This is a genomic window from Paraburkholderia hayleyella (assembly GCF_009455685.1).
In the GTDB taxonomy this organism is placed as follows: domain Bacteria; phylum Pseudomonadota; class Gammaproteobacteria; order Burkholderiales; family Burkholderiaceae; genus Paraburkholderia; species Paraburkholderia hayleyella.
Genome location: NZ_QPES01000001.1, coordinates 2,804,757 through 2,826,524, shown reverse-complemented (window position 1 = coordinate 2,826,524; position 21,768 = coordinate 2,804,757). Strand labels below are relative to the sequence as shown.

Genomic DNA, 21,768 nt, shown 5'->3' with positions numbered 1-21,768 from the left:
TATCTATGATTTCCGATACATTTGACTATGGAAAAACACCCATTATGCAGTTCAGCCCGATGGCTGGGCTGCCAGGAGAATTGAAGTGAGAAAGCTCGTCCCGTATTTCGTTGCCTCGATGCTTGGCGCAAGCCTTGTCAGCACGGCGCAGGCCCATGTATCCCTTGATATCGGGATTGGCTTGCCATTTGCACCCGCTTACCCAGTCTATGCTCCACCGCCGCGGGTGTATTACGCCCCGCCTCCGCCGGTTGTCTATGCGCCGCCTCCCGTCGTAGTCGGTGGTTATTATGGCTATGGCCGCCCGTACTGGCGGCGCGGCTATTACGCTCATGACTATTACAGCCACGGTTATTACGGTCACGGGTATTACCGCCGCGACTATTACCGTCGCTGAAACGACGTCTTGGCAAAGAGCGGGTGGCGTCCCAGTGGTATGTTCAGGCGTAACTGAAGCTGGGAGAATGCGTGATCCCCGCTCTGGAGTCTGCCACCGATGTCCGTCCTTCCTGCTCCCACATTCGACGATATCCGCGCGGCCTCCGCACGCCTGGAGCGCGTTGCGCATCGCACTCCCATCCTGACTTCCCGCACGGCCGATGCCCGCACGGGTGCCACCGTTTTTTTTAAATGCGAGAATTTTCAGCGCATGGGCGCGTTCAAGTTTCGCGGAGCGTATAACGCGCTCGCGCAGTTCGATGCAACCCAGCGGGCGGCGGGAGTGCTGACCTATTCGTCGGGTAATCATGCGCAGGCGATCGCGCTATCGGCGCAACTAGCAGGCATTCACGCGACGATCATCATGCCGCGTGACGCGCCTGCCGCCAAAGTCGCTGCGACGCAAGAATATGGCGGCGAGGTGGTGTTCTACGACCGTTATACCGAAGACCGCGAGGCAATTGGCGAGCATCTCGCACGAACCCGTGGCATGACGCTGATTCCGCCCTATGACCATCCTCATGTCATCGCGGGGCAAGGCACGGCCGCCAGAGAATTATTTGATGAACTGGGGCCACTTGATTTGCTGTTCGTCTGTCTGGGCGGGGGTGGTTTGATTGCGGGTAGCGCGCTCGCAGCGGCCGCGCTCAGCCCCGAATGCCGGGTGATCGGTGTCGAGCCGGAAGCAGGCAACGATGGCCAGCAATCGCTGGCGCGTGGCGAGATCGTTCACATCGAGACCCCGCATACCATCGCGGATGGTGCTGCCTCAACGCATCTGGGACGGTATACGTTTGCGTTGATTCAGCGTCTGGTTGAGCAGATTGTGACGGTCAGCGACGTGCAACTGGTTGAGACGATGCGCTTTTTCGCACAGCGCATGAAAATGGTGGTCGAGCCCACGGGTTGTCTGGGTGCGGCGGCGTTATTCAATGGCCTGGTTCCGGTGCAGGGCAAGCGCGTCGGCGTGCTGGTGAGCGGCGGCAATGTTGATCTGGCGCGCTTCGGCGCATTTCTTGCGTGATTGAGTGCGATTGAGTTTGATGGAGTTTGATTGAGCATGGCCGGGCGCGAGCGCAAATCAGCTTGCGGGTTGTACGGCATTGACGATCAGATCCAGGTAGCCATGGACGATCACGCTGTACGCAAAGTACGCAAACAGCAACGCAGAGAATGCATGGCACGCCCGCAGCAAGCCGGTGCCCGCGCGTTTGCGCCCGTGGCTGGCAAGCGTGCATAAAAAGAGCGTCCAGCTGAGCCCGCCAAGAAAAAATCCCGTGAGAAAAACCGGCGCTGTGACCAGCGTGGTGGCGCCTGCTTTGGCGATCAGCGCGCCGCCAACCGCTGCAAACCACAGAATCGCCGTCGGCGATGATACGGCGAGCAACATGCCGCGCACGAAGTTGCGTGCGGGGCTCAATGGCGGAGTCTGGTTGGCTTCGCCTTCGACGGGCGGGGCGGATGCGGGGTAGAGCGCTTCGCGCGCCATTTTCCACGTCAAAAACAGCAAAATAGCCGAACCGCCCAGCCACACGACCCAGCGTACCGAGGCGAACTGCAGTAGCGCCGCCATGCCCACCAGGGCGAGCCCGGCGTAGACCAGATCACCGAAACACGAGCCTAACCCAAGCCAAAACCCGGGCCGAAAACCGTGCGAGAGCGTCAGCGAGATTAACGCGACGTTGACGATGCCAATATCCAGGCACAACGATAGCGAGAGAAAAAACCCATTCGAAAACACGGATAAAGCGTGCATCTGCGTGGCGAGTCCATTTGATGGTTTGACTGCTTGATGGAGGGACGCGGCCGTAGCGGTGGCGCTCGCGCTAAAAGCGGAGTGGCGGGCCAGACGAAGGGCCCGACGAAGGGCCCGGTTACAGTCCGCCAGATATATTTAAAATTCAGAGGCCCAGTTCACCCCAAAGCTGGTCGACGCGTGCTTTGACTGCCGCATCCATGACAATTGGGCGGCCCCATTCCCGATCGGTCTCGCCGGGCCATTTGTTGGTGGCATCGAGCCCCATCTTCGAGCCGAGGCCTGCAACAGGTGAGGCAAAGTCGAGATAGTCGATAGGCGTGCGTTCAACGAGCACGGTGTCGCGCGCGGGATCGATGCGGGTGGTGATGGCCCAGATTACTTCTTTCCAGTCGCGGATATTGACGTCTTCATCGACGACGACGATGAACTTCGTATACATGAACTGCCGCAAAAAGCTCCAGACACCGAACATCACCCGTTTGGCATGGCCCGGATAGCTTTTCTTTATCTGCACGATCGCCATGCGATAGCTGCAGCCTTCGGGTGGCAGATAGAAATCGGTGATTTCGCTGAACTGCTTTTGCAACAGCGGAACGAACACTTCGTTGAGCGCAACGCCCAGCACGGCGGGTTCGTCGGGTGGTTTGCCCGTATAGGTGGAGTGATAGATGGCATCGCGCCGCATCGTGATGCGCTCGACCGTGAAGACGGGAAACCATTCCTGCTCGTTGTAGTAGCCGGTGTGATCACCGTAGGGACCTTCAAGCGCGTGCTCATAGGCGGCGCTTGCGCCTTTCACGGGGCGAGGCGGCGCGTTCGCCGGCGCTGCCTCGGGGGTGCCGCTTTGAGGATAGATAAAACCTTCGAGCACGATCTCGGCGCGTGCCGGCACTTGCAGCGTATCGGCACCGGGTGTCAGGCAGCGTGCCAGTTCGGTGCGGCCGCCGCGTAGCAAGCCGGCGAACTGATATTCGGAGAGCGTGTCTGGCACTGGGGTGACGGCCCCAAGGATCGTGGCGGGATCGGCGCCTAGCACCACCGCGACCGGATAGGGCTTGCCGGGGTTTTGCTGCGCGAATTCGCGGAAGTCGAGCGCGCCGCCCCGGTGCGCCAGCCAGCGCATGATCAGCTTGTTGCGGCCTATGAGCTGCTGACGATAGATCCCCAGATTTTGGCGTGTCTTGTTCGGGCCACGTGTGACGGTCAGCCCCCAGGTGATGAGTGGCGCGACATCGCCAGGCCAGCAGGTCTGGATCGGAAGCCGGGTCAGATCGACGTCATGGCCTTCCCACACGATCTCCTGGCATGGCGGTGCGCTAACTGTTTTCGGAGCCATGTCCCAGACCGCTTTAGCCAACGAAAACAGCTTGCCCGCATCTTTCAGCCCTTTGGGCGGTTCAGGTTCTTTCAGCGCGGAGAGCAGACGCCCGACGTCACGCAACGATTCCAGCGCAGCGCTGTCTCCCTCGTTGGCCCCGGCGTCGATGCCCATGCCCAGCGCGACCCGCCGAGGTGTGCCGAACAGGTTGCCGAGCACGGCAAACGCATGTTCCTGACGAGCTTCGAAAAGTAGCGCGGGGCCGCCAGCGCGCAGCACGCGGTCGCACACTTCTGTCATTTCCAGAATGGGCGATACCGGCTGGGAAATACGGCGCAGCTCTCCCAAGGTTTCGAGGCGGCTGCTGAAGTCACGCAAGTCTTTGTATTTCATCGAATCGGGATATCCACGAGGGCGGAAAAGGGCATACAAAAAGTCATACAAAATGACGCGCAAGACAAGATAAAAAACATCCGCGATGGTCAACGGATGGTGGATTTTACCTGTTGGTCCGAGGTGTCTGCGCGGGTAGATATGCGATTTGGCTGAACCTTATGCGGTGCGGGGACGGGGTCCCTGCCCCCGTTTTTTTGATAACTAAAAGTAATGACTTTTAATTATTGTAGTGTTGACGATCTATAAAACCCTGCTAGAATCGCGGCACATTAAGCACACATTAAGCAGTAAGGCTGACGTTTTTGCCACTGCCTACCGGTTCTCCAGACGCTACGCGTCACTCGCCCGCCGTTCCCTGCGCGGCATCATACGGTCCGGTTTTTTCCTTGCCAGTGTTCTCTGCGCTGGTTTTTCGTGTGGGAGCTTCCGCAATCGTGCCTGAGCGCATGTGGCCGGATTCTTCAAGATGGCTCCCCCCCAAACGGTATAAATACCGTTCCCCCGACGCCGCTGCCGCTTACGACCAGAGCGCGCGACGTTTTGATCTTGCGAATAGAAGCGTTCTGTGATTTGACAGAAGATTCGCGGACCATGAGATTGGGAGATCTGAATGAGCACTTGGTTATCGTGGCGTCCTGATGAACGGCTCGCGCAAAATTTTCGTGTGATGCTGCGTCGCGGGACGCGAATGAGTCATTACCTGTTTAGCGTGGTGGGTGGTTGTGCCGTGTTGCTGGCACTGTTGTTGTGGCTGATGCCCGCCTGGCGCGGAGCGCTGGCGGTGCGGCTGATGCCCATGTTCTCGGCGGCAGTGCAGGCGGGTCCAGTCCGGCTATTGCAAGGCCACCCGCTGCCTGCGTTTGGTGCCTTTGGTCCGGCTGTGGACGATACGCTTTCGGGCGCAGCCGATGCTACGGTACCTCCAGGCGGTATTGCCAATGCCAGTTATGACGGCGCGTTTGACGGCAGCGGGGCGGCTGGCCTGGGTTCTGCGGCCATGCTGCCCAACGTTGGTACGCTGGCGCGGCTGATCCCGGCACAACGTGTGGCGGCCGATGCACGCGATGATCGTGTGCTGGTCTCTAGCCGCGAGCAGCAACTGGTGGCGTCGTATCTGTCGCGCCGTTATCGCGTGGCGCAGGCTCCGGTTGGCGAACTGGTGAAAGCCGCTTTCGAAACCGGCCGCGAAGTTGGGCTTGATCCTCTGCTGCTGCTGGCCGTGATGGCGATCGAATCGGGTTTCAATCCCTACGCGGAGAGCGGTGTGGGTGCCCAGGGGCTGATGCAAGTCATGTCGAAGGTGCATTCGGACAAGCTTCAGTATTTTGGTGGCCAGCGCGCAGCGCTTGAGCCGCTGACGAATATCCGGGTAGGCGCGCTGGTGCTGAAGGATTGCATCGCCCGTGGCGGCTCGCTGCCAGGTGGCTTGCGTCTTTATGTCGGATCGAGCTCGCAAGACGATGGTGGCTATGGTGCCAAAGTGATGGCTGAGCGTGGCCGTTTGCGCGATGTGGCACGTGGCGTCAAGGTGCCGGTCAATGCGCCACAGGCGCCCGCCACCGTGACGGCGGCTACAGCCACAATCACCACTGCCAGCGTGGCGCCGAAGCGTGTTCAGGTGACGCTCGGAGGCGCCCATCCGCTGACTGCCCCCAAAGCCGCTGCAGTTGAGGTACCCGTGAAGAACGCGGATCAGGATGATACGAATGCGAGCGCTGGCGGAACCCGATTGGGCATGGGCGCATGACGCGCGGCTGACGGGCCTGGGGCTGACAACCTGGGTTTAACGCTGGAATTTGGAAACATGCAGTACAAAGCACAAAGGGCACCCTCGGGTGCCCTTTGGCGTTTCTGGGAATGCCGCTGTTTAGGGGCAAGAGGCAAGAGATATGGCCTGGCGTTGACCAGGCCATATCTCCCCGGGCGGTCTTTACTGTTTGCGGCTCGCCTGGGTTTCAGCCGTACGCAGCCGGACGGAGAGCTTGTCCAGCACACCATTGACGTACTTGTAGCCGTCCGAGCCGCCATAAGTCTTGGTGAGTTCAACGGCTTCGTTGATGACCACGCGGTACGGAACATCGATGTGATTTTTCAGTTCGAAAGCCGCGACTAGCAATACTGCACGTTCGACGGGAGAAAGCTGGTCGATCGGCCGGTCAAGACAAGGTGTCAGATCGGCGGAGAGCGTCGCCGCATCGCGGATGACGCCTTGCAACAATGCGTCCAGATGAGCGTGATCCGCCTTGTCGAAACCCTGGGCGCCACGCAGTTGTGCGTCAATTTCCTCTTTGGCCGAACCGGACAGCAGCCACTGATAAAGCCCCTGGGTAGCCAGTTCACGAGAGCGTCGGCGTGCGCTCTTCATGCCCGGTCCTTGCTGTCTGCTTCGTCCTTGTCGTCGTCATCATCATCATCATCGTCGTTGCCATCGAGTTGCTCGAGCGCGACGGCGAGGTTGGCCATTTCGACTGCCACGCGTGCAGCATCCCGGCCTTTTTCGGTCATGCGGGCGACGGCTTGCTCATCGGTATCGGTGGTCAGCACAGCATTGGCGATGGGTACGCCGAAATCGAGCCCGATGCGCGTAATACCTGCTCCGCTTTCATTCGAAACGAGTTCGAAATGATAGGTTTCGCCGCGAATCACAGCGCCTAGCGCGATCAGTGCATCGAATTGACCGCTTTCGGCAAGTTTTTGCAATGCCAGAGGGATTTCGAGTGCGCCTGGCACGGTGACCAGCAGCACGTCTTCGCCGATGATGCCAAGGCGTTCGAGTTCTTCGATACAGGCATCAGCCAGCCCATTACAGACGGGTTCGTTAAAGCGAGACTGCACGATGCCGATGCGCAGGCCGTCGCCGTCGATATTCGGTTGATATTGTCCGATTTCCATATGAAGTCCGTAGTGTTGGGTTGAATGAGGAGAGGCCGGTGTGGGACGTATGGGGTATCCGGCCAGACGTGTGCGCGTGTGCTCTACGTCTGTGTTGCGGGCGCTGTTGCCGGGGCGCCAGGCATCGGCACGAAGCCCGTGACTTCGAGACCGTAGCCGGACATGCTGGCGAGCTTGCGCGGGCGAGAGAGCACTTGCATTTTGCCGACGCCGAGCTCGCGCAGGATTTGCGCGCCGATGCCATACGTTTTGAAATCGACGGGGCGGCGTTTGAGCGTGGTAGCCCGGTCGTGTTCGTCGAACGCCTTGAAGACTTCAACAAGATGCGCTTTGGAATCGCTGCAGTTCAGCAGCACGACCACGCCCAGATCGCGTCTGGCGATTTCTTTCATGGCGGCGTCGAGCGTCCATGAATGCGTGGAGACGTTTACTTCAAGCAAATCGAGCACCGAGAGCGGCTCATGTACACGTACTGGTGTGTCCTGGTCGGGAGTGGGTGTGCCACGCACCAGCGCGATATGCGGCGAGCCATTTGGCCGGTCCAGATACAGCACCGCGTGAAACGGGCCATGAGCGGTTTGCATGGTGCGCTCGGCAACGCGCTCGATGATGGATTCGGTGCTGCTGCGGTAGTGGATCAGATCGGCGATCGTGCCGATTTTAAGGTGGTGTTCAGCGGCGAATTCGAGCAGATCAGGCAGACGGGCCATGGTGCCGTCGTCCTTGATGATTTCGCAGATCACCGCGGCGGGTGTGAGGTTGGCTAGCGCGGTGAAATCGCACCCGGCCTCGGTATGGCCCGCGCGCACCAGCACGCCGCCTTGTTGCGCCATGACTGGAAAAACATGGCCGGGTTGCACGATATGCTCGGCGCAGGCGCCTGGTGCAACAGCGGTAGCGATTGTGCGGGCGCGGTCGGCCGCGGAAATGCCGGTGGTGACGCCTTCGGCGGCTTCGATGCTGACGGTGAATGCCGTGCCGTACTGGGTGCCGTTACGGTGGGCCATCAGCGGCAAGTTGAGCTGTTTGCAGCGCTCTTGCGTGAGGGTCAGGCAGATTAGGCCGCGGCCATAACGCGCCATGAAATTGATGGCTTCAGGCGTGATGAAATCGGCTGCGATGACGAGATCTCCCTCGTTTTCGCGGTCTTCTTCGTCAACAAGAATTACCATCCGGCCTGCTTTTAGCTCGGCGATGATCTCAAGGGTGGAGGCGAGCGTCATGATGGCGTGATGGCGGCAAATTCGGGAAAGATGCATTTTACGCCACGCGAGCTTATCCGTGACCTGGCATGACGACATAGGTCTTCTGGCGCATGGCGTAGCAAGCTAGCATGCGCCATGCTTCATGGGTCAACGCAACGCAACGCAACGCAGCCTGCGTGCCTGGCGCCTCTAGCGTAATGCTGCTTGCCCTAGCGCCATTGCCACTGCCGCCTGGGTAGGATCGACCACCGGCATGCCCAGGTGGTCGGCCAGGGCGGCCCGGTGCGCTGCCATGCCCGCGCAGCCCAGCACCAGCACATCGGCGCCTTGCTCATCGCGCAATTGTTCACCTGCCGCACACAGGCGAGCAAACGTACGTGGCTGGTCGGCCAGTTCAGCCACGTTCAGGCCGATGGCGATATCGCCAGCTAACCGGGCCGTCACGCCCATTGCCGCAAAGTAGCGCCAGTGGCGGCCGATCGAGGCCGGCAAAATCGAAACCACGCCGAACTTCTGGCCCAGCGTCATGGCCGTTAGCACGCCGCACTCGGCAATGCCCAGTACCGGCTGGCGAGTGCTCTCGCGGGCCGAATACAGGCCCGGGTCGCTAAAGCAGGCGATCACGAAAACGCTCGCCGTGCCGCCGCGTTCTTCGGCATCGCGCTCGCTACGCGCGATCTGGATACACAGCGGCGCGGTGACCGCATCGACATCGCGTTGCGTTTGTATGCCAGCTGGGCCCTCGGCCAAGGTCACGCAATGAATCTGCGGGCCGCCGGGAAAGCGCATGGGTACCAGGGCCTGGTCGATGGCCGCTGTTACCACGGTTAGCGAATTGGGGTTAATCACATAGATATGTTTGGACATGGCAGGGCGAGGTGGGAAAGCAGGTAAAGAGCGCGGCAGAACGCGGCAGAACGCGGCAGAGCAAGGGCGGCACGAAGAAGGGCGCTGGCGTGCGCCGGACTCAGGGCCCGGCCCACGGCTCACGGCACGGTGCCGGTCAGGCGTTCACGAGCGTCCTGGGCCGTAGCTTGTCGAGGTGGCCCACGGCGAACAGACCAATCAGCGCGGCGCCCATCACATACCAGGCCGGAGCGAACGGACTGCTGGTCTTGTTGTAGAGCCACGTCAGGATGGCTGGAGCGAAGCCGCCGAATACAGCGGAGGCCGTGTTGTAGGCGACCGACATGCCCGTGGCCCGCACGTGTGTTGGAAACACTTCCGACAGCGCCGATGGCGCGACGCCCGAAAACAGCGAGACCAGCACACATAACAGCGATTGCACGATGATCAGCACCATCGGTGTACGCACGGCATCGAGCCACATCAGCAAGGGATACACGCTGGCTAGCAGTAATAGTGCCGCAGCGCTGAGTACGCGTGCCCGCCCGAAGCGGTCAGACAAGGCGCCCGCGAACACGCAGCCGCCCACCAGCAGACAATTGCCGATTAGCGAGGCCCGAAACGCTTGTGGTCCGGTGAAGTGCCAGGCGCGCTGCGCATGGGTTGGCAGGAAAATGATCAACACATAGACCGAAACCACCCAAAGGATCGACAGGCCGACGCCCGCTAGCAGTTGGCGCGGGTAATCACGTACCACCTGCAGCAGCGGCGTGCGCTTCGTGCCGGCCTTCTGCTGTTGCTGTTGACGCCGCTTCTCAGCCTCGAACGCCGGTGTTTCATGCAGTGTCCGGCGTAGCCACAAGCCGACGGGCAAAATTGAGAGCCCCAGCAGGAACGGGATGCGCCAGGCCCAATCGTTGATTTGCTCCGGTGTGAAGCTGACGGCGATGATCGTGGCCACCAGGGCTGCGAGGATATTGGTGATCCCCATGCTGGCTTGTAGCCAGGAAGCGTACTTGCCCTTCTTCTCGGGCGGCGCATGTTCGACGAGGAACGCCGCGGCCCCGCCTACCTCCCCGCCCGCGGAGAAGCCTTGCAACAACCGGCCGCAGACAATCAGGATGGGCGCACCAATGCCGATGGCGGCATAGGTGGGCGCCACGGCGATGATCAGTGTGCCCAGCGCCATGATGGAGATCGTCATGGTCAAGGCCGCCTTGCGGCCGACGCGGTCACCGTAGCTGCCCAGCACCAGCGCGCCCACGGGGCGAATCACGTATCCCAGGCCAAAGGCCAGAAAGGCTTCGAGCAGACGCGTGCCGTTGTCGGCGTGATTGAAGAAGTTGTTGGCGAAATAGATGGCGAAGAACGCGTAGATCGAAAAGTCATACCACTCCAGCGCATTGCCGATGGAGGCCGCCGCCACCGCACGGCGGCTCACCCGGATCCGGATGTGTTCGGGTGTGGCGTGAGGTTTCGTTTCGGGGCGCAGGCTGTCGGCTGCGTCCGCAGACGAAATGGATTGGGGCATTGACGGTCTCCGGATTCACTTTTTGGCTTCAGTCCGCGAGGCTGGCCATACAGCCCCACGACCGAGCGATGTGTGCGGATTCTAGGAGGTGCCGCTATGTCTGTCGCATTACTTTATGTTGCCACGGCATAACATGAGGTTAAGTTTCGCGTAATCCCCTACCTAAACGCTCATGCCTGGCCGGGCTCAAAAGCGCTGGCTGCGAAACGCGTGAAGCGTGTCGACAAACGCCTGTGCAGTCCGCGAAAGTGGCTCATAAAGACGGTGGAATACCTGCACCGGCGCTTTGATGGTTTGTTCGAGCGGACGCGTTATCAGCCGTTGCCAGGTGCCATGCGCCACTGTCTGCTCGTCGACCAGGGCAATCCCGAGACCGGCCTCGACCAGCGCACATGCCACATGAACCTGTTGTACTTCGACGCGCGGTTCGGGTGCATGTCCGGCCGAATTGAACAATTGCCGGCTCAGGTCACCGAAGGGGATATCGCTGCTATAGCCAATGAACGCTTCGTCCGCGAGGTCCGCCACGTGCAGTTTTGCCCGCGTGGCCAGAGGATGGTCGGCGGGCATCGCGGCCACGATGCAGTTTTCGTACAGCATCTCCGCGCCCAGATTGGGATGGCACGCGGGCATGTAGGCCACGCCTAATTCGATTTGCTGGGTAAGCAGGGCCTGCATCACCAGATTGGGCGACGTGGTATGCAGGTTCACGCGTACCTCCGGAAAGTCGCGTGCGAACGCGGCAATGACCAGCGGCAACAATGACTGGCCCAGGTTAAGGCTGCAGCCAATACGCAGGTGGCTGGCGCGATGCTGAATCAGGTCTTCGGCGACCTCATTGACGCGCTGCACGCTTTGGTACACCACGTTGACTTCTTCGAACAGCCGCCTGGCTTCCGGTGTGGGATACAACCGCCCCTTGATGCGTTCGAACAGCGTCAGGCTGAGCCGCTGTTCCGTGTACGAAATGAGCCGCGACACAGCGGGCTGGGACACATTCAGCAGCTTGGCGGCACCACTGATCGAGCCGGACACCATGATGGCGCGAAAGACTTCGATTTGCCGCAGATTGAGCCGCATTACTTAACCTGATGTTATGAATAGTAGACAAATCAGTATATGACAGTCTGATTTGCCGCTGCCTACACTGCGCCCCACAAGTGTTTATCTGAAAACGATAGGGGAGACCGCTCATGAGTGATTTCGATTTGGTGGTGCAAGGCAATCTGGTTGATGCGGAACGTGTGGTGCAAGGCGGCTGGCTGGCGGTGCGTGACGGCAAGATTGTCGAGCGCGGCAGCGGCGCTGCGCCAGCCGCGCGCGAATCGGTGGATGCACGTAGCCAATGGGTGTTGCCCGGCGTGGTGGATGGCCAAGTGCATTCGGGCAGCCAGGCGAGGCAGGAAGGGCTCGGCTGGGCCTCGCGCGCGGCGGCGGCAGGAGGCGTCACGGTGATGGTCGACATGCCCTACGACGATCCGGAACCGGTTGCTTCGCGTGAGCATCTGGATGCCAAGATTGCCGAGATCGAGCGCGACTGCCATGTCGACGTGGCGCTGTTCGGCACGCTCAACGAAACGCATGGCATGGCCGCCGCCAGCGGCTTGATTGACGGTGGCGTTTGCGCTTTCAAGTTTTCGACTTTCGAAGCGACGCCGGGCCGCTTCCCGCGTCTGGAAGAAGACGACCTGTACGAAGCTTTCCGGCTGATCGGCCCGTCGGGGCTGGCGTGCAGCGTGCATAACCAGATGCAGGAGCTGACGCGCAAGAACATCCGTCGCATGAGCGATGCGGGCGATACCGGCTGGGACGCTTTCCTGCGGGCGCACCCCCCCTTGATAGAAAACCTGGCCACGGCGCTGATTTATGAAATCGGCGCTGAGACTGGCGCGCGTGCACATGCGGTACACGTATCGACGGCGCGCGGCTTCGAAATCTGCAATATGTATCGGCGTGCAGGCCATCGCAGCAGTATCGAAACCTGCGTGCAGTACCTGATGCTCAATCACGAAGAACACACGCGCCGTTTCGGCGCCCGGACCAAGCACTATCCGCCGATCCGTCCGAAAGCAGAAACAGAATTGCTGTGGACGTATCTCGCCAGGGGCGATTGCACCTTCGTTTCATCGGACCATGTCAGTTGGGGCCTGGAGCGCAAGGGGGAGGCCAACGTGTTCAGGAATGCATCGGGCGGCCCGGGCCTGGAAACGCTGCTGCCGGCTTTCTGGAGCGGTTGTGAGGCTCACGGCATTGCCCCGACGATGGTCGCTCGCCAGTTGTGCAGCAACCCGGCGCGCCATTTCCTGCTAAACGACCGCAAAGGCTCGTTCCAGCCCGGTGCCGATGCCGATTTCGTGATCCTCAAGCCTGAGCGCTACACGTTCGATCCATCCAGCAGTCTGGCGGCGGTGCAGTGGAGCAACTTCGAGGGCATGGAATTGACGGTGCGGGTGAGTGCCACTTATTGCCGCGGAACACGGGTGTTCGACGGCAGCAGGATCACTAATCAGGCGGGCTATGGCACGTTCCTGCGGCCCCATGCCGCTGATGTGCCCCCTTCGTTCACACATTAATTCGGCCACCGGGCACAGCACCATGACACAGACCGCTTTTCCGCCTCTCAACGCCGAACGCCTGTGGCAGCGTGTCCAGACGCTAGCGGGGATGACACGTCCCGACACGCCCTGGACGCGGCGGGCATTTTCGCCGGAGTTTCTTGAGGCACGCGCCTGGCTGCGCACCGAGTTCGCCGCCGCGGGGCTCACCGTCACGCAGGATGCCGCAGGCAATCTGGCCGGCCGCCGCGAAGGACGCAGCGCCACGCTTGCGCCGTTGGTCACCGGTTCACACTGCGATACGGTCGTGGGCGGTGGCCGCTTCGACGGCATCATCGGCGTGATGGCCGGCCTCGAGATTGCTCATTCGCTGCACGAGCAGGGCATGGTCTGGGCGCACCCGTTCGAGGTGATCGATTTCCTCTCGGAAGAGCCGAGCGATTACGGCATTTCCTGCATTGGCAGCCGTGCCATGGCGGGTTTGCTTGATGCGGACATGCTGGCCTCGACCGATCCCGCCGGTGAAACCCTGGCCCAGGGCATTCTTCGTATCGGTGGAGACCCCGCCCAACTGGGGATGCCGATCCGCCAGCCGGGTAGCATCGCGGCCTTCGTTGAACTGCATATCGAACAAGGCCCGGTGCTGGAGAGGCAGCGGCTGCCGGTCGGCGTGGTCACCAGTATTGTGGGGATTCGCCGTGTGCGTATCGTGGTGACTGGCCAGCCCGATCACGCAGGCACGACACCGATGGATTTGCGCCGCGATGCGCTGGTGGGGGCTGCGCGCCTGATCGAGATGGCTTACCGGTGTGCCGCGGAGATGAGTGGCCGGCCGCACTATGTGGTGGCGACCATCGGCCGCCTCGCCATGACGCCCAATGTGCCGAATGCCGTGCCCGGCGAGGTTGAAATGACGCTGGAAGTGCGCAGTGACAGTCCTGCCGTACTCGATAGTTTTCCGGAGGCGTTGCTGGTTTCGGTTGAGCCCGATTTGCGCGCAATCCGGGTGTCGGCGCGGGCTTACCCTCTCAGCCGCGCCATGCCGACGGCCTGCTCGCCCATCGTGATGGAGGCTGTCGAGCGCGCGGCTGGGACGCTGGGCTACGCCAGCATGCGCATGCCGAGCGGCGCGGGGCACGATGCGGTTTATGCCGCTTCGCTGGGGCCGGCCGGTATGATTTTTATTCCGTGTCTGAAGGGCCGTAGCCATTGCCCTGAAGAGTGGATCGAACCTGGGCAGTTGCTGGACGGCGCGCGCGTGTTGTACCAGACGCTGCAGGATCTCGACACGACGGTGCGATAGCGGTTACGCCATCCTATATTTCGCCGCCCGAGCGCTATTCCGGGGCACACTCAATCTCCGCGCCCTTCGCATCCCCTGCGCCCCCTTGTGCCCCCTTGCGCCCCCTTGTGCCCCCTTGTGCCCCCTTGTGCCCCATCTCGCGCGACAATTCCGTTCGTCGCTTGACAATGAGTTGCTCACCAGACATATAGGCTTGTCACTTTACGGCAGGCGCAAAACGCCGCGAATTTTCCATGAAGCTGTCACCCCCAGGGCGCCTCAAAAATGACCCGATTGCAAAGCGTTGTCGACGTGAATGTGCTGTTCCTGAACGATAAGGGCGAATGTCTTTTCATCCAGAGAGCCAACACCGGATTCCGGGATGGTCAGTACGCGCTTGTCGCGGGCCATCTTGAACCTGGTGAGTCGATTGAGGCGTGTGCGATTCGAGAGTCGAAGGAAGAGGCGGGCGTGACGATTGCACCGGGGGCGCTCAACTTCAGGCTCGTCATGCGGCGCGATTCGGACCAGAACCGCATCAGTTTTTTTCTATCGTGCCTGTCATGGGAAGGTGTCATGACCAACATGGAGCCACATAAATGCTCCGGTTTTGTCTGGGCGAAACCCGACAATCCACCTACGCCTATCGTCGACTATGTAGCGGACGCCCTCGCGCGTATGCGCGAGGGCGTCATGCTGGCTGATTTCAAGGCATAGACGCTGCGTTTTCACGTTTATTGGCAGGTATTGGCGTGTCTTTGCCAGCGTTCTCCGTCAGCCGTCTTTTGCACTGCCTTGCGCATTTGGCGAGAAGTGGCATTTTGGATCGTTCTTCCCCTGCCCGGAGCAACAGGTCAGCAGATTTCTGATCGATTCCACATTCTCCACATCCCATTGCGCCCGGCTTTTGTTGTTGTTGATCGGCATCCAATGGGTCAGCGGATACTGGCTGGCGAGTTTGTTGCTGCCCTTCGGCGGTGGCAGCATGCCCGCTGCAAGTGGGACATAAATATCGCAGCTCCGCTGATTGCCGATGCGGTGACAGCCCACGCAGGTATTGCCGGGCGTGCTGATGGCGAGGGAGGTCCACGAGGCGAACGCGACACCGATATTGATGTACTTGCCCCATGGATCGGTCGGCACCTTGTCCCATACCTGGCCGATCCACGGGCTGTACATCGTCGGGCCGGCATCGTGGCACGATACGCACCGCTTTGTCGCGGTGGCGGCGGGTGGCCACCAGAATGCCTCGGCGGACACGTGTCCGGGCGGCGGCGTCTTTTCGTTGGGCGGCGGCACGCGTGATGCATTGAACCCTGTCGCACTGCCCGGGTGCTCGGCATGAAACCAGCAGGTTTTGCCGGTGTCGGTGTTGTGCAGCATGATGTCGACCTCGTCGTAATAAGGGTTTTGCTCCGGGCGAATCATCTTGCGGCGGCAGAGCGCGGAGATTGACGTTTTGCCATGCGAGAGGTTGATGATCTTCGAGTACGGCGTACAGGGCCCCGACGTGGGCGAGTCATAGGGCAACAACGCGGGCCGGTCACAGGTCATGTTCTCGAAGTAGCGCCCGGGCACAAGGTTGTTCACGGTGATGGGCACCGTGGTGCCGGCGTTGCAGTCGAAGGCGGGAATCGCTCCGATTTCGTCGACACACTGCTGGCCATATTGCAGCAGTGTCTGATCCGCCGCGCCGGCGGCCAAGGTGGAGCCTGCCGTGAATATCAGCAGTAACACCAGTACGCGCAAACAGCTTGTCATGGTCATGCTCCGTTGCGGGTATAAGGCGCCGCGATCTTGCGAACCGCTTCGATGTATTTGACGTAGCCCGTGCAGCGGCACAGGTTGCCGCCCAACCATGCTTCGATCGTTGCGTCGAGTTGCGTGGGATCGACGGGATTCGACTGGAGATGATCGAGCATCGCGGTGGCCGCCATCAGAAAACCGGGTGCACAGTAACCACACTGGAACGCGAACGATTCAAGGAAGCTTTGCTGCAGTGGGGAAAGCCTTCCGTCCAGCATGAGTCCTTCAACCGTGTAGATGTGCATGTTCTGCATTGCGCTGACCGGCGTCGAGCACGCGAGCGTTTTTTCCATGGGTGCGTCCGGCAGATTGCGGGTGCCGACGGTACATGCACGGCACACACCGATCCCGCAACACAGCTTGGTGCCGGTGAGATCGCGCCGTTCATGGAGAAAGTCGATCAGGTTCATATCGCTGTCGCTGGCTTGTGCTTCGACAGCCTGGCCGTTTATGTGCATGCGGATAATGGCGCTCATTGCAGCACTCCCCGAATCTGTTCTGGCGTTACCGGTGTCTGTCTGAAACGATGGCCTGTTGCCATTGCGAGCGCATTGAGCAGTGCTGGCGCGATAGGGCACATCACGGCTTCGGCTATGCCACGGGCGTTGCAGGGATCGTCGTTGGGCGGCGGCAAGGCGATCAGGGTTTGCGCGGGAATGTCGCTCAATCGGGCAATCTGATAGCGATCCAGGTTCCACCGGCCGCCGCCTGGCCCCTCATGGCCGAGCGGACAGGTTTCGCTCAGTACGTTGCCGATACCCATGGCAACCGCGCCTTGCGACTGCCCTTCGACCAGTTCTGGACAAATCTGGCGGCCTACACTCACCGACGACACCACGTGCTCGACCTTGACGCGGCCGTTCGCCGGATCGACGACCAGGGCAACGAGCGAGGCCGATGGCGCGTAAGTGGTTCGCTGAAATTTGCTACCGTCGATCAGCGGCTGATGCAGCTCTCGCTGCAAAGGCGTCAGGCTGTCTGGTGCCGAGCCCACGGCGACATAGTCGTATTCGATGTCCGCCGGGCCCACGGTGAAGGTATAGGTGCCCGTCCAGAATGAGCCCGCGTAACTGGCATGCACCGCGGCGACGGTGGGCAGATTCATGCTGCGCATCCGTTCGAGCAGATCGCTCCAGGGGAGCGGCCGGCTCATGCCTTGTGCGGTGAGCGCGCCGTCTACCCATTTGATGTCGGACGCCGTGACATTCGCATGCCAGAGCGCTGCGGCGGCGGGCAGCACGCTTTGTAACAGCAAGACTTGCGCTGCGCCCTTGACCGCGTGGTACTGGTGAAATGCGCCAAGGCAGGCGCTGGAGGAGCCTGAGGTGAAACGCACGTCGGTCGGCTTCTGTGGATCGCGCGTGCCGCTCAGGCCGAGCGCCTGAAATGGCTCGAAGACGCTCATGGCAATGGTTTGTGCGTTCTGCCCCAGGTACTCGGACGGGGCAAGGCCGAGCGATGTGGCTGCGCCATTGCCCATGTCGGTGTAAGTCGTGATCACGCGAAGCGCGCCATCCGGCAGGATTTGCACCATGCCGTACATACCATCTCCCGAGGTACCAAAAGCTTCGTTCGCCATGGCGAGTCCAACGCCGTATTTCAGACCCTTTGCCTCGAACTGGGCACGCGTTTTGTCCCGCGTCTGCCAGAGCGAATGTTCTTCGAGACGCTCAAGTACGCTGCTCAATTGAAGATCGAACAGAATCGGCGCGCCGGTAATCGCACGGCCTCTGCCAAGCGAGGGTGCGCTGCCAAGCAGATTGGCTCTACGGATTGCGAAAGGTGACATGCTGAGTTCGAGCGCCGCTTCATCCATCAGCGTTTCGATTGCCATGAACGCTTGCGGCCCGCCAAAGCCGCGCTGTGAGCCGCCAAATACCTCAGGCGTATAGAGCGATTCGGCGGTTGTACTCGCACGGGGGATCTCGTAACAGCTCATCGCGCTGAGCGACGCGAGCTGCGCAACGTAAGGCGACAGGTTTTTCTTGCCACCGCCGTTCATCGTGAAATTACATTTGAGCGCCTGTATCTTGCCCTGGCGGTCGAACCACAGTGATTCGGTGAACTGCGTCTCGCAGCGTTTGAGGCCAACCTGAAACTGTTCGTAACGCGATTGTTGCCAACGCAGCGCGCCTTTCGCAAATGGCGCGGCGAGCGCGAGATAAAGCGGAAAGTACGAACGGTCCCGGCCGCCGAAGCCGCCCCCCGGATAGCACGCGATGATATGCACGCCGTTGATGTGCACCTCACTGCTGGCGAACAACGACGCCGCACTGCCGGCATCCTCACTCGCGGATTGCGTGCCGAGCACGAGATGCAGCTCCCCCATGGCGGTGTTGTACCAGGCGAGTCCCGCTTCTGGCTCCATGAACATCGGGTCCATGGCCGGTGTGATGAAGCCTTGATTGTCCGAGGCGCCCGCTTTGAACCAGGTGCCCTGTTGCTCGTTGGCCTGGATCGTGGCATCGATATTCCCGCTCGCTTCGGCGAGTGTCTTCAGATATTCAGGCGTGGGGTTGCCTTTGTCATCGGTCTGGAAATCTTTGACGTAGTTGAAATTCAGATCGTCGTCGCGGACATAGGTTGTTTTGGGCGAGAACGCGACGGGTGCGGAGCGCGCGCCCGGGTTGACCGTCACGCCGTAGCGGATCGTCTGGTCATTGAATTCAAGCAGCTTGCGTGCGCGGCGGTACGTATCGAAATCGGCAAAGATCAACAGCGCGGCCGGCTGGCCGTAACAGTCCGCAGGCTGGCCTTTGCGCGCAAACCAGTAGATGTCTTGATGCGCGATAGGATCAGGCTCTGGAGCGAGCGCGATGTTACGGGCACGCAGCGCGTCGTTATCGACGATGGCGATGGGCTGCAACTCGCGCGGCAGCATGCTCAGGTTGTAGCCTTCGTAAGTGCGATCGACGTGGGCGCAGCGCAGCGCATACAGCCAGTTTTCCTGCTTTGGCCAGCCGGCGAAGTCGCGTGCCTTGAAGTCGCGCGCATAGATTTTCTGGCCCGTGACCTTGGGCATGCCGTCTATCCGCCAGCGTGCCTTGCCCGGCTCCGGCGCCCAGGCGGGCCCATTGTCCGGCTCGATCTGCATTGACGCATTCAGGATCGCCGCGGGGAGATTGCTAATAGAAATAACGACTACGGCACCGCTTCCCACGACTTTCAGAAAAGTACGGCGTGTAACAGGTATATCTAAAGCCATTAGAGACCCCCAGATTAATTGTTATTCCAGTACATATGCGAAATGCCTGAGTGCTTGTTTATGGACTGGATATTTTTGTGAAAAACAGGTTGTATTTTTGTTTTAGAATTATGCGGCGCGTATATGATTGGAGACGGCCTGCTGATATCAGCTCATTCATACGACTGGTAAGGTGGGGCGGTTACCTTATGGTGGTTTGCTTGCGGTAAACCCGAATTGCTTGTTTATCTCTCATCATGGTTTTTTTGCGTCGTCGTTATTGGATATTTAAATCGACTTTTGCTAATGCTAGGCGTAAAAAACCGGGGCTGCAAGAAAGTTATTTAAGCCATTTACATTAAATATGCGGGCCACATTAAGTCGGTCATCGATTAATTTATAACTAATTTATGATTATATTCATGACGATTTATTCAGGTCGCTCCCGGCAATGATGAATAGCGTTGGCGAACCCTTGAATCCGGGCAAAGCTCGCATGCCGGAGGAGGTTGTTCAGGCAATAGGGAAATCTGGGCGAGTCAGCCCGTCGGGAAGAGAAGGTGCCAGGAAGCGTGACGGGATACGAACCGCGGAAAACGGCCGCATCCTGTCAGCAATACCGTCACAAAATCGTAGATGCAGTGACCTTCAGTGGCGACGACGATAGCCGCGTTTTCATGAAAATTTTCATGAAAAAATAATCACTTCAACGGTTCAACGGCTTATCGCCATCCTGAGGCGCGTTGAGCATCCGCTCCACATAACGCGCAATCAGGTCGATCTCCAGATTAACCCGCATGCCTGCCTGCAGATGCTTGAGCGTGGTGACTTCAAGCGTGTGGGGGATCAGATTGATCGAAAATTCGCAGCCGTCGTCGCGGTCATGCACGGCGTTCACGGTCAGGCTGACGCCATTAACGGTGATCGAGCCTTTGTATGCCAGATAGCGGCCGATCTCGCGCGATGCCAGCACCCGCAGTTCGTGCGATTCGCCCACAGGGGCGAAGTGGGTGACCGTGCCGAGCCCATCCACGTGCCCTGAGACGATATGGCCGCCCAGGCGGTCATGGGCCCGGAGCGCTTTTTCCAGGTTGACCTCGCCGGTTTGCTCCAACCCTACTGTACGGTTCAGGCTTTCGCGCGAAACGTCGACCTCAAAGGTCTGCCCGGTTTTGCGGATGACGGTCATGCAGGCGCCCTGAATTGCAATGCTGTCGCCCAGTTGCACGTCATCCAGCCCAAGCCGGCTTGCCTCGATGGTAAGGCGTACTCCGGCGGTGGTATCCGTGGCGTGGCTTAACGAGGTGACTGATTCAATACGGCCAGACGTTGCGACGATGCCAGTAAACATGATGAGGTTTCCTTCGGAGTGGTTAAGAGGATACTGCGTGGTGAACCTGCGAGGGGGCGATGCGCGCGAGGATCCGCAGATCCTCACCGATGCGTTCTACTGCGTGAAATGACCACTGGAGGCGCGCTTCGAGCGTTGCAGGTGCGCTCAGGCTGAACATGCTTAGCGCATCGCTACCCAGCAGGCTAGGCGCCAGGTAAAGCAGAAGTTCATCGACACAGCCTTCGCGCAGCAATGAGCCGTTGAGCTTGTATCCGGCTTCCACATGCAGCTCGTTGACGCCGCGCTCGCCAAGCAGCCTGAGCATGGCGCTCAGGTCGACCTTGCCGTGGGCGTTAGGCAACTGCACGATCTGCACACCGCGCTCGCGCAGGACGGCGGTGCGTTCGACATGACGCTCATCGAGCTCGCCACAGAAAATCAGCGGCGGCGTGCCTGTCAGGATTTGCGCGGTGAGCGGTACGTCAAGCTGGCTGTCGAGCAACACGCGCAACGGCTGGCGCGGTGTTTCCACGGCGCGCACGGTCAGGCGCGGGTCGTCCGTGAGGACGGTGCCAATGCCCGTCAGCACGGCGGAAGCGCGGGCGCGCCAGGCGTGACCGTCGCGGCGCGCGGCGGCACCGGTGATCCACTGGCTGACCCCGGATGGCAAAGCCGTGCGGCCATCCAGCGAGGCCGCGACTTTCATCCGCACCCATGGACGGCCGCGTGTCATGCGTGAGACAAAGCCAATGTTCAGGTCGTGCGCTTCGTTGGCGAGCAGACCGCAGCGCACCTCGATTCCCGCATCGCGCAACATCGTGAAACCGCGTCCCGATACCAGCGGGTTAGGGTCTTCCATGGCCGCCACCACGCGCGTGACATGGGCGTCGACCAGCGCCTGGGCGCAGGGTGGGGTGCGGCCAAAGTGGCTGCAGGGTTCGAGCGTGACGTAGGCGGTGGCCCCGCGCAGGTCATAGCCGCGTGAGCGCGCGTCCTTGAGGGCGCGCACCTCGGCATGATCCTGTCCTGCAGGCTGGGTGAAGCCTTCGCCGATGACTGCGCCATCGCGCACCAGGACACAGCCCACACGCGGATTGGGGTCGGTACTGTACAAGCCGTTCGCCGCGAGCCTGAGCGCGCGTTCCATATAGACGAAATCGGTTTGTGAAAACATCCGTGTCCTGTCAGAAAAAATGCCGGGGTGCTTTAAGCCTGCTCAATCC

Annotated in this window: 19 protein-coding genes; 6 read left to right on the top strand and 13 right to left on the bottom strand. The window is 60.4% G+C overall.

Features of this window, described 5'->3' with window-relative positions; translation table 11 throughout:
- Positions 1-85: 85 nt before the first annotated feature.
- Complete coding sequence (locus GH657_RS12445; RefSeq protein WP_153101181.1) at positions 86-397, top strand: hypothetical protein; 312 nt, start codon at positions 86-88, stop codon at positions 395-397.
- Positions 398-496: 99 nt separating this feature from the next.
- The gene (locus tag GH657_RS12440) at positions 497-1,462 is read left to right on the top strand and encodes a threo-3-hydroxy-L-aspartate ammonia-lyase (RefSeq protein WP_153101179.1); all 966 of its coding nucleotides are present in this window, start codon (positions 497-499) and stop codon (positions 1,460-1,462) included.
- Between the two features lie 57 nt (positions 1,463-1,519).
- Here GH657_RS12440 and GH657_RS12435 read toward each other — a convergent pair whose 3' ends face one another.
- Positions 1,520-2,194 (bottom strand): LysE family translocator, encoded by a 675-nt coding sequence (locus tag GH657_RS12435; RefSeq protein ID WP_153101178.1) that lies wholly within the window; start codon positions 2,192-2,194, stop codon positions 1,520-1,522.
- A 145-nt stretch (positions 2,195-2,339) separates the two neighbouring features.
- A complete protein-coding gene (locus GH657_RS12430; protein ID WP_153101176.1) occupies positions 2,340-3,908 on the bottom strand; it encodes a UbiD family decarboxylase in 1,569 nt (522 codons plus the stop codon).
- A 613-nt stretch (positions 3,909-4,521) separates the two neighbouring features.
- Between GH657_RS12430 and GH657_RS12425 the strand changes: the two genes are divergently transcribed.
- On the top strand, positions 4,522-5,658 hold the full coding sequence (locus GH657_RS12425) for a lytic transglycosylase domain-containing protein (RefSeq protein ID WP_153101174.1): 1,137 nt from the start codon (positions 4,522-4,524) through the stop codon (positions 5,656-5,658).
- Between the two features lie 183 nt (positions 5,659-5,841).
- On the opposite strand, the gene nusB is transcribed toward GH657_RS12425, so the two are convergent.
- The 6 genes from nusB to GH657_RS12395 all read right to left on the bottom strand — a co-directional run bounded on the left by nusB (position 5,842) and on the right by GH657_RS12395 (position 11,465).
- A complete protein-coding gene (gene nusB, locus GH657_RS12420) occupies positions 5,842-6,276 on the bottom strand; it encodes a transcription antitermination factor NusB (RefSeq protein WP_153101172.1) in 435 nt (144 codons plus the stop codon).
- Positions 6,273-6,803 (bottom strand): 6,7-dimethyl-8-ribityllumazine synthase, encoded by a 531-nt coding sequence (ribH, locus tag GH657_RS12415; RefSeq protein ID WP_153101170.1) that lies wholly within the window; start codon positions 6,801-6,803, stop codon positions 6,273-6,275. Before ribH ends, nusB begins: the two co-directional genes overlap by 4 nt.
- Positions 6,804-6,886: 83 nt before the next feature.
- Positions 6,887-8,026: a bifunctional 3,4-dihydroxy-2-butanone-4-phosphate synthase/GTP cyclohydrolase II gene (ribBA, locus tag GH657_RS12410; RefSeq protein WP_153101749.1), complete on the bottom strand. Its 1,140-nt coding sequence runs from the start codon at positions 8,024-8,026 to the stop codon at positions 6,887-6,889.
- Positions 8,027-8,197: 171 nt separating this feature from the next.
- On the bottom strand, positions 8,198-8,875 hold the full coding sequence (locus GH657_RS12405) for an aspartate/glutamate racemase family protein (RefSeq protein ID WP_153101168.1): 678 nt from the start codon (positions 8,873-8,875) through the stop codon (positions 8,198-8,200).
- Positions 8,876-9,011: 136 nt separating this feature from the next.
- Positions 9,012-10,385 (bottom strand): MFS transporter, encoded by a 1,374-nt coding sequence (locus GH657_RS12400; protein WP_153101167.1) that lies wholly within the window; start codon positions 10,383-10,385, stop codon positions 9,012-9,014.
- Between the two features lie 186 nt (positions 10,386-10,571).
- Complete coding sequence (locus tag GH657_RS12395; RefSeq protein WP_153101165.1) at positions 10,572-11,465, bottom strand: LysR family transcriptional regulator; 894 nt, start codon at positions 11,463-11,465, stop codon at positions 10,572-10,574.
- Positions 11,466-11,578: 113 nt separating this feature from the next.
- On the opposite strand from GH657_RS12395, the gene GH657_RS12390 reads away from it, so the two are divergent.
- The 3 genes from GH657_RS12390 to GH657_RS12380 all read left to right on the top strand — a co-directional run bounded on the left by GH657_RS12390 (position 11,579) and on the right by GH657_RS12380 (position 14,939).
- Positions 11,579-12,958: a dihydroorotase gene (locus GH657_RS12390; RefSeq protein ID WP_153101163.1), complete on the top strand. Its 1,380-nt coding sequence runs from the start codon at positions 11,579-11,581 to the stop codon at positions 12,956-12,958.
- A gap of 22 nt (positions 12,959-12,980) precedes the next feature.
- Positions 12,981-14,243: a Zn-dependent hydrolase gene (locus tag GH657_RS12385; protein WP_153101161.1), complete on the top strand. Its 1,263-nt coding sequence runs from the start codon at positions 12,981-12,983 to the stop codon at positions 14,241-14,243.
- 264 nt (positions 14,244-14,507) lie between these two features.
- The gene (locus tag GH657_RS12380; protein ID WP_153101159.1) at positions 14,508-14,939 is read left to right on the top strand and encodes an NUDIX hydrolase; all 432 of its coding nucleotides are present in this window, start codon (positions 14,508-14,510) and stop codon (positions 14,937-14,939) included.
- 57 nt (positions 14,940-14,996) lie between these two features.
- On the opposite strand, the gene GH657_RS12375 is transcribed toward GH657_RS12380, so the two are convergent.
- The 5 genes from GH657_RS12375 to ribD form a co-directional block, all read right to left on the bottom strand.
- A complete protein-coding gene (locus GH657_RS12375; protein ID WP_246174066.1) occupies positions 14,997-15,983 on the bottom strand; it encodes a hypothetical protein in 987 nt (328 codons plus the stop codon).
- A gap of 2 nt (positions 15,984-15,985) precedes the next feature.
- The gene (locus GH657_RS12370; protein WP_153101156.1) at positions 15,986-16,504 is read right to left on the bottom strand and encodes a (2Fe-2S)-binding protein; all 519 of its coding nucleotides are present in this window, start codon (positions 16,502-16,504) and stop codon (positions 15,986-15,988) included.
- Positions 16,501-19,233 carry a xanthine dehydrogenase family protein molybdopterin-binding subunit gene (locus GH657_RS12365; protein ID WP_153101154.1) on the bottom strand — a complete coding sequence of 911 codons (2,733 nt, stop codon included), beginning with the start codon at positions 19,231-19,233 and terminating at the stop codon, positions 16,501-16,503. The genes GH657_RS12370 and GH657_RS12365 overlap by 4 nt, the downstream gene beginning before the upstream one ends.
- Positions 19,234-19,918: 685 nt before the next feature.
- Positions 19,919-20,563, bottom strand: a complete 645-nt coding sequence (locus tag GH657_RS12360) for a riboflavin synthase (protein WP_153101152.1) — start codon at positions 20,561-20,563, stop codon at positions 19,919-19,921.
- A 22-nt stretch (positions 20,564-20,585) separates the two neighbouring features.
- Positions 20,586-21,719 carry a bifunctional diaminohydroxyphosphoribosylaminopyrimidine deaminase/5-amino-6-(5-phosphoribosylamino)uracil reductase RibD gene (gene ribD, locus GH657_RS12355; RefSeq protein ID WP_153101150.1) on the bottom strand — a complete coding sequence of 378 codons (1,134 nt, stop codon included), beginning with the start codon at positions 21,717-21,719 and terminating at the stop codon, positions 20,586-20,588.
- Between the last annotated feature and the right edge of the window lie 49 nt (positions 21,720-21,768).